Origin of the sequence: Pseudarthrobacter sp. 1G09 (assembly GCF_050038305.1) — a bacterium.
In the GTDB taxonomy this organism is placed as follows: domain Bacteria; phylum Actinomycetota; class Actinomycetes; order Actinomycetales; family Micrococcaceae; genus Arthrobacter; species Arthrobacter equi.
In genome coordinates, this window is record NZ_CP188306.1 from 3,803,202 (window position 1) to 3,815,603 (window position 12,402).

At 63.9% G+C, this 12,402-nt stretch carries 11 protein-coding genes; 7 read left to right on the forward strand and 4 right to left on the reverse strand.

Going from position 1 to position 12,402, the window contains the following annotated elements; translation table 11 throughout:
• Positions 1-259: 259 nt before the first annotated feature.
• Both ACP3TD_RS17625 and ACP3TD_RS17630 read right to left on the reverse strand, forming a co-directional pair.
• Positions 260-823 (reverse strand): hypothetical protein, encoded by a 564-nt coding sequence (locus ACP3TD_RS17625; RefSeq protein ID WP_426764271.1) that lies wholly within the window; start codon positions 821-823, stop codon positions 260-262.
• A gap of 560 nt (positions 824-1,383) precedes the next feature.
• On the reverse strand, positions 1,384-1,920 hold the full coding sequence (locus ACP3TD_RS17630; RefSeq protein WP_426764272.1) for a MarR family winged helix-turn-helix transcriptional regulator: 537 nt from the start codon (positions 1,918-1,920) through the stop codon (positions 1,384-1,386).
• A 191-nt stretch (positions 1,921-2,111) separates the two neighbouring features.
• Here ACP3TD_RS17630 and ACP3TD_RS17635 point away from each other — a divergent pair, with 191 nt between their 5' ends.
• The 6 genes from ACP3TD_RS17635 (at position 2,112) to ACP3TD_RS17660 (ending at position 7,816) form a co-directional block, all read left to right on the forward strand.
• Positions 2,112-2,450: a nuclear transport factor 2 family protein gene (locus ACP3TD_RS17635; RefSeq protein ID WP_426764273.1), complete on the forward strand. Its 339-nt coding sequence runs from the start codon at positions 2,112-2,114 to the stop codon at positions 2,448-2,450.
• A 61-nt stretch (positions 2,451-2,511) separates the two neighbouring features.
• Positions 2,512-3,591, forward strand: a complete 1,080-nt coding sequence (locus ACP3TD_RS17640; protein WP_426764274.1) for a DNA alkylation repair protein — start codon at positions 2,512-2,514, stop codon at positions 3,589-3,591.
• A 319-nt stretch (positions 3,592-3,910) separates the two neighbouring features.
• The gene (locus tag ACP3TD_RS17645) at positions 3,911-4,681 is read left to right on the forward strand and encodes an SDR family oxidoreductase (protein ID WP_426764275.1); all 771 of its coding nucleotides are present in this window, start codon (positions 3,911-3,913) and stop codon (positions 4,679-4,681) included.
• Positions 4,682-4,912: 231 nt separating this feature from the next.
• Positions 4,913-5,350, forward strand: a complete 438-nt coding sequence (locus tag ACP3TD_RS17650) for a HEAT repeat domain-containing protein (RefSeq protein ID WP_426764277.1) — start codon at positions 4,913-4,915, stop codon at positions 5,348-5,350.
• Between the two features lie 824 nt (positions 5,351-6,174).
• Positions 6,175-7,041: an AraC family transcriptional regulator gene (locus ACP3TD_RS17655; RefSeq protein WP_426764279.1), complete on the forward strand. Its 867-nt coding sequence runs from the start codon at positions 6,175-6,177 to the stop codon at positions 7,039-7,041.
• Positions 7,042-7,207: 166 nt separating this feature from the next.
• Entirely contained in the window at positions 7,208-7,816 is a 609-nt protein-coding gene (locus ACP3TD_RS17660) for a DUF1349 domain-containing protein (protein ID WP_426764280.1), read from the forward strand.
• A gap of 170 nt (positions 7,817-7,986) precedes the next feature.
• Here ACP3TD_RS17660 and ACP3TD_RS17665 read toward each other — a convergent pair whose 3' ends face one another.
• Together ACP3TD_RS17665 and ACP3TD_RS17670 are read right to left on the reverse strand one after the other, a co-directional pair.
• Positions 7,987-8,934, reverse strand: a complete 948-nt coding sequence (locus tag ACP3TD_RS17665; RefSeq protein WP_426764281.1) for a polysaccharide deacetylase family protein — start codon at positions 8,932-8,934, stop codon at positions 7,987-7,989.
• A 67-nt stretch (positions 8,935-9,001) separates the two neighbouring features.
• A complete protein-coding gene (locus tag ACP3TD_RS17670; protein ID WP_426764282.1) occupies positions 9,002-10,552 on the reverse strand; it encodes a purine-cytosine permease family protein in 1,551 nt (516 codons plus the stop codon).
• A gap of 108 nt (positions 10,553-10,660) precedes the next feature.
• Between ACP3TD_RS17670 and ACP3TD_RS17675 the strand changes: the two genes are divergently transcribed.
• Positions 10,661-12,379 carry a PucR family transcriptional regulator gene (locus ACP3TD_RS17675; protein ID WP_426764283.1) on the forward strand — a complete coding sequence of 573 codons (1,719 nt, stop codon included), beginning with the start codon at positions 10,661-10,663 and terminating at the stop codon, positions 12,377-12,379.
• The last annotated feature ends 23 nt before the right edge of the window (positions 12,380-12,402 follow it).

A 12,402-nucleotide genomic window follows, 5' to 3' on the forward strand; every position in this document is an offset into this window, starting at 1 on the left:
TGGGATATTTTTTGATTGTGCTCAAAAAATTTAGCGGTTGTGGCGGCTGGATATGGTTCCTCGTTCTCATGTTTTTCGGTCTATCGATGATTGTTTGGCTGATCAGAGAGGTCTTTCATCTTTATTAGAGATGTTGGGCCCTAGGCTGAATTCCCACTGCGCGCATGGCACCGTCTTTGCGCTCTCAGAGTACGCCCGCAAAGGATCCCTTGCCGTGCACCCGACTGCTGCACAGTGTCAGACGAACAACACCGCCATGTCAGTAGTCGGGTCGGATCCAATCGGTGATTGGCAGGAACTCGGGCATGATTTCCGGATCAAGCTGAACGCCAATCTCCACGTCGGCAAGAATGACGATGTCTCCTAGCACGGCCAGTTTCTCGATGATCCCTGTGGACCGATTAACTACAGCCGTGGCCCGAAAGGCCGGGTCTTCTACGTGCTCAAATGTGATCAGTAGTGACCGCCGACCGATCTCCTGAAGGAGCACCGGGTAGAAGCTCTCACCGCGCCGGCCCCACATAAGGAGCGCCTCTGGATAGAGCAGTTGGACGGTTTCCGGCATGCCTCGCGGAAAGACAAATACCGTCGAAGCATCCCCTTCGTGTAAACGCCAGGTGCCGACTGCCGACGACCTCCGGCCCTCGTCGTCGACCAGATGCCACGCTTGCGCTTTCGCATCAAGCTGGGCGACAAACTGATAGTGGCTCCGCCCGGACTGGCTGACGCCTTTTGCTCTCACGGAAGTGTGCTTTCTAAGAGCTATGATCTCATCCAGCACGGTGGGGCTATCGGTCCTGCCGAGGACCGTATCAAGGTTCATAGCCCATCCTGATCACAGAACACCAACAAAAGAAATATCGGCTCCAGCAGGGCATCCCTCAAGATGCGCCTCGTTGGCGATGGCCGTCAGGTTGAGGATCGGTATACGGACGGCTATGCCTTTCACGCTTCGCTGCCCCAAGGACGGTATCTAGAGATCCGTTCCCATTCTCGATCGTTTCACTGACCCAATGAGCCTGTAGGCGAGGTAAGCGGCAAGCGTCGCTACAACAGTCATAAACGTCGGGCGAATATCGGGGGCAATGAGATAGAAGTCTCGGCAGAGGCTCGTACCGTCGACCGTGCTGGCACTGCAGCCCTGACTCGCGATGCTGAGCGCAAAAGTGGCAACAGCAGACAGCAACACAAGAGCGATGGTCCAGGGCCACCATTCTGTCCATGGCCACGATGCTGATCGTCGCGGTTGTCCCTTGTCCGTCATAGCCAGAGCCTAGACAGCTTTCCGAGAACGGTAAACCACCCTCCGTTTGGGGATCCGCTTGCGGGCGAACGATGACTGACTGGCAACAAGATGCGGTGGCGATACGGGCGACGCGTCTTTCAAGAAGGCGAGTGGTCGGCGGACCAGGTACGGGACAGGCCGCGGGCACGCATGACCGCAGCTGCAACGTGGGCATCATCGACGAAGCGACGCGTGAGGCGCGTGTACTGCTCCACGTCACGAGGGTTCCACCCCGTGAGCACCTGAGCGATCATGTCGTCCCCGAGATCGAACACATGCTGCGCCGCTTCGATACCTGCCGGGGTGAGGCCAACGAGAGTTGCCCGCGCATCCGCCGAGTCTGGTTTACGCTCCAACCAGCCGTTGGCCTCCAGACGGTGCAACATCTTGCTCACATTGGATGCGCCCGTTTTTAGACGCTCAGCGATCTGGGAGGGCCGCAGGGGACCAGAGAAGCCGAGCAGACGAAGCAGCTGATGCGAGGACTGGTCCAGCGGCTCACCCGACTGTGTCAGCACCTCTGACTGGAACTGCGGGGACTCCCACAAGTAGATAAGCCGGCTCAGGTCCATCAGGAGGTCGGACCTATACCGCCTCGTCCCATCTGGGTCACGATTACCCCGAGCAGCTGCCATACCGCGACCTTATCGCAAACCACATCCCAGGCAGGGAATAAACTGTCGTATGCGACACTTACTACTGTCGTAGAAGACAGTAAATACTTTTGTTAGGGACCTGTTGCCCACGCTCTCATGGTGGGAATCAGCGAGCTTTGCCTGGTCCCGTATCCGATACAGAGAAACGACATTCGACTGGAGAACGAACCATGACTACGATTCCCGCAGGCCCCGTTGGGGACTTCATCAACGCCACGAATCGACACGACGCTGACGCTTTGCTCACGGTTTTCGCGCCGAGTGCGACGGTTAGCGATGACGGCGCTACTTACACCGGGCCGACAGAGATAAAGGAGTGGATTCAGGAGCACCAGATCGCACCCAGAATCACTCTCGCTCCGACGTCCTATACCAACATGGATGATGGCGCCGTGGTGCTCACTGCGTCTGCAGACGGTGAGTTCCCAGGTGGACCGCTGCCCTTCGCCTTCGAATTCATCCTCGACGCCGGCCGGATCGCCGCTCTCAGCATTCGCTTCACGAACTAACACCAACCGTGCGGGGAGCTTCGGCTCCCCGCACCGAAAGAGGAATGAATCAATGGGTGCAATGGATGAATTGATCAACTCAACAGTGATCGACAACCTCTCGAGCATCATGGGCAGCCATGCCGGCATCGACACCTCCGCTCTCCGAAGCGCCAGCAATGAGTTGGCCGGCCTGAAGCTGCGCGCCCGCGTTGACCTGATACGCGCCGCCTTACTGAACGTCCTCCCAACGTCCTACCGGGATACTGACGCCATGAGCAACGCCATGTTCGAGGATCCGCGCCTCGACGGTTGGATGATCTGGCCGCTTTCGGAAGCTATCGTTCACCGCGCACTCAACGACGCCAGCACCATAGCCTTCGACGACGCGCACCGGATGCTGGCGAAGCTGACAACTCGCCTCACCGGTGAATTCGCCATCCGCGACCTTCTCATCGCCGACCCCCGACGCTCCCTCGGGATCGCCGCCGAATGGACAGAATCGCCCGACGAACACGTGCGCCGGCTCGCCAGTGAGGGAACACGACCCCGGCTCCCCTGGGCCAAGCGCGTGCCGGCACTGATCGGCATGCCAGGAGTGACATCACCGATCATCGATCGGTTGCCAAACGACCCCAGTGCCTATGTTCGTCGAAGTGTTGGCAACCATCTCAACGACATCAGCCGTGATCACCCAAACGTCGCTTCAGCGATCGCCGCCGGGTGGGCGGAACAACAGGGTCTCACTCCTACCGTCCGACGCGGCCTCCGCACGCTCGTCAAGCAGGGCAATACCGACGCCCTCAAGCTCCTCGGCTACTCAAACACACCCCTCGGACTCGCCGCACCCACCCTGGACACCAAACGGGTCCGGATCGGCGAGACATTGACCTTCACGCTCACCGTTCAGAACCTGAGTGACCACGACGCGCACGTGGTCGTCGACTTCGTCCTTTTATCCCCGACGGCCAAGGGCGGTCAAAGCGAGAAAGTGTTCAAGCTCGCCACTCGTTTGATAACGGCGAAGCACGCAGCGACGGTCTCCGGCAAACGAAGCTTCGCCACGCTCAGCACCCGCACGATCCGGCCCGGGCAGCACTCACTCATGACGCAAGCCAACGGGCAACGCTCCGCACAATCCTCCTTCGAGGTGACCGCCTAAACACACACGACACACCCCCATCATCCGCGGCCCTCGAGAACAGCGTCCGTGAGCCGTCGCGTCCGGACAAGGCAGCGCGGTGCCCACGCACCATCAGCCTGTACCAAAAGGCTGCGCTGCCGATCCAGTCCCCGCGACTCACAGCCATGACCTACCCCCTGTGACGCAATTTCACTCCCAAGGAGAACCACCCCGATCTGCAGCAACAATCACACCGGCTCGTCCGCTCAAAGAAGACATACCGACAAATCGGCAGGCGATTCCACGGTCGACGGCCTGACGGCCGCCCCAATGGACCCCGTACCCCCGAAAGGACACCATGACTAACTCGACATCCCTTAGCGGTAAACGCGCCCTCGTATCCGGAGGCACGAAGGGCACCGGACGAGCAGTTGCTCAAGCACTCGTCTCCGCCGGCGCCCACGTCACCGTTCTCGGTCGCACACCGACCGAACCCTCACACCCTGCCCAGGCATCGCTCGAGGTCGACATCACGGACCCCGCACAACTCAGCACCGTGCCACAGCGCGTCGGCGACGTGGACATCCTCGTCCACGTCGCCGGAGGATCCAACGCCCCAGGCGGAGGTTTCCGCGCGCTCGAAGAAGAACACTGGGATCACGCACTCCGCCTAAACCTCCTCGCAGCGGTCCACTTCGACCGGGCGATCATCCCCGGCATGCTCACCCGCGGCGGCGGCGCAGTAGTCCACGTTTCTTCAATCCAGGCACAGATGCCCCTGTACGACGGAACGCTCGCCTACGCCGCAGCGAAAGCAGCTCTCAGCACCTACAGCAAGGCACTCGCCAACGAGTGCGCACCGCACGGCGTACGAGTCAACACCGTCTCTCCAGGGTTCATCCGCACCCCCACCGCAGAATCGCTCATTACCCGCATCGCGACAGCAAACGGCACCGACCGCAAAGCCGCTCGACAATCGCTAATGGACGCACTCGGGGGCATCCCACTGGGCCGGCCCGTGGAACCCGAGGAAGTTGCAAACGCAGTCGCCTTCCTCGTCTCCGACCAAGCCTCGGGCATCGTCGGCGTCGAAGTGAACGTCGACGGCGGAACTGTGCCAACCCGATGACGGCCCGGCCACACACCGAAAAAGCGACGGATGAGACCCAGCCAAGCGGGGCGGAGGCCGGCTGGGATACCACCATGGGCAGACGGGCCGCTAAGGAAGCCGGATCTCCCCACTGAGTGCGCCCCATCACCTGCCTGGTGAACCATCCCTCAACGGACGCTCCGGTATGACCGCCTTTCGAGCGGAAGCTTGACATGATTTACTGTCGACCTCGACTGGTAACCTCTGCGCATGACGAGCAGATCTCAGTGGGGCATATCCCCGGGTGAGAGCGTGAAACGCGAATGCGCTGCCCGAGGAACCAAGGCTGTAATTGCCGGGTGCGTCGCGCTTCTTCGGGGTTCAGGGGCGGACGCGCAACTGATCTATGCACTGGGTGGCCCGCCCGCTCGATGGGCGGTTACCGGCGGCGCGAGCGGGCCGGACTACTGGCTTCGGGTGTGGGCGGCACGCGGCTTGCTGTACGCATACGACGCCTCGGCGGGACCGGCGGTCATAGAAGCGCTGGGCGACGAACAGTGGCGGGTACGCGAGGCGGCAGCGAAGGTCTGCGCTCGTCACCGGATCGAGTCAGCTCTCCCGCTGCTGGCACATCTGGCCGGTGATTCCCAGCTAAGGGTGAGGCGCGCCGCAGAAAGAGCTGTCATTAGAATCATGGACGGCAACTGACCCGCGCACCGCCACATCAGAAAAGACGAGGTCCGTAAAGGGATCCTCTACCGGGCGCTTCGTAGGCGCCGCCTGACCGGCTTATACGATCATCGATATGAGTCGAGTGATATTTATGTGCGGGCCGGCTGGCGTGGGCAAGTCGACCTTCGCGCGTCAGTAGGAACGTGAAGGCATGGTCCGCCTCTCCTTCGATGAGGCCGCATGGGATAAGGGCCTGCGTACTATGCCCCTGGACGCGGAGACTCAGCATGCTATCGAGGCAGCACTTCAGGACCGCTTGGTCGCAGCAGTCAAGACTGGCGTAGATATCCGTCCTCGACTTCAACCAGGTCTTCGAAGGTGGGAACCGTGGAGAGAAGCTCATCGAGGAGTTGCTGGGGTGTCCAACCCGCAAAGGTGGGGTCCAGCCGCTCCAGATCAACCAGATGCTGACGAATTCCGTTCGTAGTGGCAGTCCTCGATTGGAAGGTCATGCAGGGTGTGGGTGAAATCGGCCAGGGCGTCGATGACGTTCGTGCGCTTGTCGGCCGGCCAGTGTTCGGCACGGACCGACCGGGCACTGCCGTTTGGTGGTCAGGCTGCAAATCTTTACATACAGGTCGGTGGCTCCGTCCAGCCTGTATACCAGCGCGTCGGAGCAGCCGATACTGATCGGAGTCCAGCCCTGGCCCGAATACCGTCGTCGAAGCGTCGAACGCAGAAGCCGTCCGTTGGGCCACCGGCTCATGGGCGCTCTGCAAGGTGAGCGGCGATCGAATCGGACCTCACTAGTAGGGTGCGGGGTGAACTACACGGGCAGGCTTGTACTCGAAGGGGGAACCGTGATCGCAGCGCTGAACCAACTCGTCAATTTCATCGATGGTCACCTCACTGAGGAGATCACCATTAATGACTTGGCGGTCAATCTCGGCATGACGGAGTACCACCTCCGCCGAATGTTCTCGGCGCTGGCCGGTATGCCGCTCTCCGAGTACATCCGCAGGCGCCGAATGACGGTGGCTGCAGCGGACGTTCTCGGAACGGGCGAGCTGCTGGCAATCGCGGTGCGGTATGGCTACGGCTCTACCGAGGCTTTCAGCCGGGCATTCCGATCAGTGCACGGCGTCCGTCCCGGCGACGTGCGCCGGGACGGCGGACCCCTTCGCACGCAACCACAGCTCAGGTTCCGCCTGACCGTAGAAGGGAACACCACGATGGACACCCGCATCGCAGATCGGCCGGCATTCCGACTCATCGGCCGTTCGGCCCGTGTACCGCTTATTCACCACGGCCCAAACCCGCACATCCAGGCGCACATCGCTTCACTGCCAGCAGCAGAGCACGCCCGGCTCAAGGAATTGAGCAACACCGACCCCGTGGGCCTGCTCCAGGTGAGTGCCGACGTCGACCCGGACTACACGGAGGGCAGCGAACTGACCTACCTCCATGGCGTCGCCGTCACCGAAACGACACCGGCTCCCGACGAGCTCGACGCGATCGAGGTACCCGCAGGCACTTGGGCGGTGTTCCACTCCGAAGGGGCGTACCCGGAAGTTCTGCAATCCACCTGGGCCTCCACTGCCACCGATTGGTTCCCGGCCAACCCGTGGCGGCTTCGCCCGGGCCCCTCGATTGTGGCAGTCCTGGATCGCGCCGCCGACTTCAGCACAGCGAGCTGCGAATTGTGGCTCCCGGTAGAACGCGCCTGACAGATCAGTCCGACGGCAGGACAATGGCCATCCGGCGGGCACACGGCCCACTCTGCTACAGCGTTCAAGCGACCCAGGATCGGTCAGTGGGCAGTCGCCGTCGTGTTGGATGTGCCACTGCTTGAATAGGGCTTACGGACTGAACGATCGACTTAGGGGATCTGACGTGACACAAGTGATAAGGGAAGCACACGATTCCTGGGACCGGGGAAGGTGGCGCAACCCGCCCGTGCGTGTCATCGCTGATGGCCGGACTCTGCGGGTAACCGCAGCCGAGAACAGTGACGCGTGGAGGCACACCTCGTACGGCTTCGTCCATGACAGTGCGCATGCCCTGTTGGCACCGCTGCCCGCTGAGGGGGCCGTGGAGGTTTCATTCCTTCTGGATTACACCGAGCAGTTCGACCAGGCGGGAATCTACCTGCACGTTTCGGACTCCGTCTGGATCAAGGCCGGCGTGGAGGTGTCCGACGGAGTCCCCCAGGTTGGAGCCGTCGTAACACATGGGGTCTCCGACTGGTCGGTGGCACCCGTCCCTGAGTGGATCAATCAGGAAATCACAGTGCGGCTGAGCAGGGCCGGTAACGCCGTCACCATCAGGGCCCGCGCCGGGGATGAGTCTTTCCGGCTCATCCGCGTTGCTCCTCTGGATGAAACAGTAAATGCCGAGGCGGGCCCATTTTGTGCCTCGCCCACTCGGGCTAACCTCACGACCACCTTCACCCGATGGGTTGAGACCGATGCAGATGCGACCCTGCACCCTGAACACGACTAAAGCCGCAGCACCACTCATCCGTGAGTGGAATCGCCGGGCCGGCCTGTGCGGAGGACTCCGGACATTCTGTGCAGCCCACGTTTGAAACTGACACCCCCGGGTGCCCGCGCAAAACGCAAGCGGACGACGCCGGGAACCTCCCGCCGTCGTCCGCTGCTGTTTGGCTTGGCCTACTTCAGCGCGCCCTCCCGCACTGCCGCCGGCGTGAACGCTGCACCCGCACCCGGGAATACCGGTACGTCGATCCGGGCGTGGGTGTGGATTTCGGTGACCGAGGCCTTGGTGTGCCGCGCGATCTCCTCCATGGTGGTCACCCACATGCCGTCCATGCCCTTGACCCGTTCGATGAGCTGTTCCAGGGCCACGGCCTTGGAGGGCCGGCCGGAGATGAACGGGTGGTTGGTGAGGACGAAGCAGCTGCCCTGCGAGTGGTGGGCTTCAGCCTCGAGCGTCCACATTTCGAGGACCTTGGCAGGGCTTTCGATGACGCCGCTGCCGGTGACTCCCGGGTAGAAGGCGTACTGCTCCCAGTCGTCCAACGTCCAGTCCACGGGGATCTCCACGATGTCCCGGGGATCGTCGGCGGCAACGGCGAAGCGGTAGGGGGCGTCGCCGTCGAGCAGGCTCGAATCGTAGAGGAACCCGCGGTCCGCCAGCAGGCCCGGCGAGTGCCAGTTCAGTTCCCACCACGGCGCCCGGTATCCCACCGGCCTCACCCCTGCCACCTTGGCCAGGGCGTCGAGTCCGCGGTCCATGTAGCTGGCCTCGGTGGCGGCATCGATGCCCTGCATCGGCTCATGCAGGTAGCCGTGGTGGCCCACCTCGTGCCCGCCGTCCACGATCTGCCGCACGATGTCCGGGTAGGACTCCGCTGTGAAGCCGGGGATGAAGAACGTGGCCCGGGTGTCCTGGCGCTCCAGGATCTTCAGCAGCCGCGGCACCGCCACCTTGGGCCCGTAGGACTGGTGGGTCATCAGCGACATCCGCCGCGTGCTGGTGGGGTCGTGGGCGATGGTGCACGATTCGGCGTCAACATCGAACGTGAACGACGCTGCTGCCTTGAAGCCTTCAGGCCAGGTGATGGGGTGCAGGAGGTCCGCGATGGCGGGCTGGTTCACGATGGATTCCTTTCGGCGGGCGCAGTGCGCCCGCCTGTACAGCTGAGGTGTTGAGTGGACGTGCGGATCAGATGACCGGGAGGGCTGCGGCGCTGTCCGGTTTTTCGGCAGCCGGGGCAGCCGCGGGCTTGGCGTCGGTGCCGGTGCCGGTGACGTAGCGGCGGTGAACCCGCGGGCCGAGGAGTGCATAGACGCCGGCGCTGGTGAGTCCGCCGGCCAGCCAGGAGAGGTCCCAGCCGCCCAGGGCCACGGCGATGGGGCCCTGCATGGCGGGTACCAGGCCGTACATGAACATCCAAGTGGCGAAGATGCCGGCCAGGAGCGAGGTGACGCCGGCCCAGTTGACGCCGGGGAGGCGGCGGGTGCCGATGCCGTCGAAGAGCCGCTCGGCTCCGCCCGGCCAGCGCTTCTCCAGCCAGAAGTAGTGCACCAGCATGACACCGCCCCAGGCAGCCACCCAGGCCACCAGGCCGATCAGCCAGGCGTCCAGCACCTCGGCGAAGTTCTCCTGGAAGATAAAGAAGACAACGGCGGCGAGGGAGAAGACGCCAACGAACAGGTTGAGTTTGCGGCGGCTGATGGTGATGTCCAAGGCCTGCGTGGCAACGGAGAAGGTGTAGATGTTCAGGATGTTGGTGGCGATGGGGCCGTGCAGCACCATCAGCAGGACCGGCAACGCCATGACGCCGAAGTTCTGGACGATCAGCTTTCCGGGGTCAACTTCGCCACTGTTCGTGGCAAGGCTGGCGCCGAGGATGCCCAGCCAGACCACCGGGATGAACTGGCCCAGGACCGAGGCCAGGTAGACCTTCTTCTTGGGGACCGAGGTGCTCACGAAGCGGGAGTAGTCAGCGGCGTAGGTGAACCAGGTGATGCCCCAGCCGATGCCGATGGCGGTCATCACGGCGCTCATGGCGGCGATGCGTTCGGAGCCTTCGAGGATGTTACCTGCGGGGCCGGCGTAGCCCCAGTCGATCTTCATGCCGAACCAGGCGACGGCGGACATGACCGCGAGGATGATGATGGTGGGCGGTACCGTCCACTTTTCGAAGGCGGCGATGGCTTTGTAGCCGAACCATGCAATGGCAACCTGGGCAGCCATGATGGTGGTGGCCACGCCGATCTTCCAGGCGTAGTTGTGGGCTTCCGGGTCCACCCAGCCGAGCGTTCCGAAGAGGGCCATCACCAGGTCCAGGATGATCCAGGTGTTGACGGCACACCATCCGATCACCAGCAGCGCCTGGATGGCGGCCGGCAGGTAGTTTCCGCGCCGGCCGAAGGCTGCGCGGGCCAGGACCATGCCGGTGGCTCCGGTCTTCTGGCCCAGCAGGACGAAGCAGCCGAAGAGCAGCATGCCGATCAGGTTGCCGAGGACAAGGACGGTGACGGTGTCCGCGAAGCCGAGTCCCAGGTGGATCCCGAGTGCCCCGAGTACCCAGTTGATGGGTGCCAGGTTGGCGCCGGCCCAGATCCAGAACTGGCCAGACACCTTGCGGGTGCGGGCGGACTCGGGGATGGGCTGGAGCCAGGCTTCGTGGTCGATGGTGGAGTGGTCTGTGTGGCCGTTTGCGTCAGAACCAGCGCGCCTTTGCGCTGAAGTTGAAAGCTTTTCGTGCATGGGGGCCTCCGTGAGGTGGATTTCGTACTACTAAGGCTATGTGGCCCCAATCACAGTGAACAAGATACGATGTGTCGAACAGATTCCCCTTCTACGTTACGGACCGTCGTGTCAGTGTCTCTTGGTGAAATACTCGCCCATCCAGCCCTTACCGCTGCCGAGCCCGTGGTCCATCCCCTGGGCACGGACACGTCCGCACAGCCGGTCCGCTGGGTGCACTCGAGCGAAGTCCTGGACATTGCGCCGCTGCTGCGCGGTGGTGAGCTGCTGCTGTGCGGCGGCATCACCCTGGCCACGGCCACGCCCGCCAGGCGCGGGGATTACGTCCGTGAACTGGCCCAGCGCGGCATTGCGGCCCTGGCCATCGAGACCGGCGGAGTGCTTCCCGAGGTACCCGCCGACATGCTGGAAACGGCGGCGGAATACGGGCTTCCGGTGGTGGAGCTGCGCAAAGTGGTGCCCTTCGTGGGCGTCATGCAGGCCATCAATTCCATCCTGGTCAGCGAATCGGCCGGGCACCTGCACCAGGCGGACGCCGCCACCCGGGCCATGGCTGCCGAGCTGGCCCACGGCGCGTCCCTGGACAAGATCCTTGGCGTCCTGGCCGGCATCACCGGGTCAGCGGTTCGTCTTGTTTCCCCGTGGGGCGTTGACCTGGGCAGCGCGCTGCCGGAGGGTTTGGACGCCGCGGAACGCGAGGCAGCGTACGACGCCGGCACGGACAGCGGCGGGACGGCCGACGGCGGCACGGGCCATGGCAGCGGTACGGCCGGCGACGGCGGCGGGGCCGGCGACGCCGCCGGAACCCTCGCAGGTACGGACGGTGCCGGGGCGGACGCAGCCACCGGGACACCGGACACGGAGGCGCCGTCAGCTCCCAACGAGCCAACCGGAACTGCCATGAGCGTGGACATTCCCGTGCGCGGCGTCCTGATGGGCAGGCTGGAGGTGCTGGTGCCGCACGGCGCGGACACTGCGCTGGCGCAGGTGGCCGGGGAACGCGCCGTCGACATCCTTGGCCTGGCGCTGCTGCAGCACACGCCGCCCGGCCTGCACGCCCAGGCCGGGGCCGAGCTCATGCGCGCCGTCCTCACGTCCGCCCCTGAATGGCGCCTGGAACAGCTGGCCCCGGGGGCAGGGTTTCCGCTTGATTCACCGCTGGTGGTGGCAGCGGTCCACGCGGCGTCCCCGCAGGAAATGCGCGGGGCCATCGAGGCGTTCCTGGGCGCCGGCAGGATCCCCAGCGCCGCTTATCTGGACGATGCGGAATTGGTGGTGATGGCCGGACTCCCCTGCGCCGAAACTGCCCGGGTGCGGCGTGAGCTGCTTGCTTCGCTGCAGGCACTGGAAGGCAATCACGATGCGGTGATTTCGGTTGGCCCGCTGGTTGACGGGGTGGCGGATGCCGCCTGGTCCCTGGCCGAGGCACGCCGTGCCCTGGATGTGCGCCAGGTGCGGCGCCGGAACGCCTCACCACGGAGGCGGCCGCCGGCCCACGGCCTGGTGGTGCTCGACGCCGACGACGCAGCCGTGGAGAGCCTGGCGCTGACGGGGCTGGCGGCATCAGCGCGCGAGGCGTTCGTCAGCCATCAGCTGCGCGCCGTCCTGCAGCATGATGCGCAGCGGCAGTCCCAGCTGATGGAGACACTGCAGGTCTGGCTGGATTCGGGCTGCAACACGGCCCAGTCGGCCCGCGAACTGCACCTGGAGCGGCAGTCGATGCACCACCGGCTGCAGCGCATCTTCGATCTGTGCGGCGGCGATCCGCGCGGCACCGGCAGGCTGGCGGCCCTGCACCTGGCGGTTCGGATGGCCGGCCTGCCCTGACCCGCCGCGTCCGCCAGGGGTGA

Coding starts and splice junctions, on each gene's coding strand:
- ACP3TD_RS17625 (WP_426764271.1), bottom strand. CDS start 823: ATGAACCTTGATACGGTCCTCGGCAGGACCGATAGCCCCACCGTGCTG.
- ACP3TD_RS17630 (WP_426764272.1), bottom strand. CDS start 1,920: ATGGCAGCTGCTCGGGGTAATCGTGACCCAGATGGGACGAGGCGGTAT.
- ACP3TD_RS17635 (WP_426764273.1), top strand. CDS start 2,112: ATGACTACGATTCCCGCAGGCCCCGTTGGGGACTTCATCAACGCCACG.
- ACP3TD_RS17640 (WP_426764274.1), top strand. CDS start 2,512: ATGGATGAATTGATCAACTCAACAGTGATCGACAACCTCTCGAGCATC.
- ACP3TD_RS17645 (WP_426764275.1), top strand. CDS start 3,911: ATGACTAACTCGACATCCCTTAGCGGTAAACGCGCCCTCGTATCCGGA.
- ACP3TD_RS17650 (WP_426764277.1), top strand. CDS start 4,913: ATGACGAGCAGATCTCAGTGGGGCATATCCCCGGGTGAGAGCGTGAAA.
- ACP3TD_RS17670 (WP_426764282.1), bottom strand. CDS start 10,552: ATGCACGAAAAGCTTTCAACTTCAGCGCAAAGGCGCGCTGGTTCTGAC.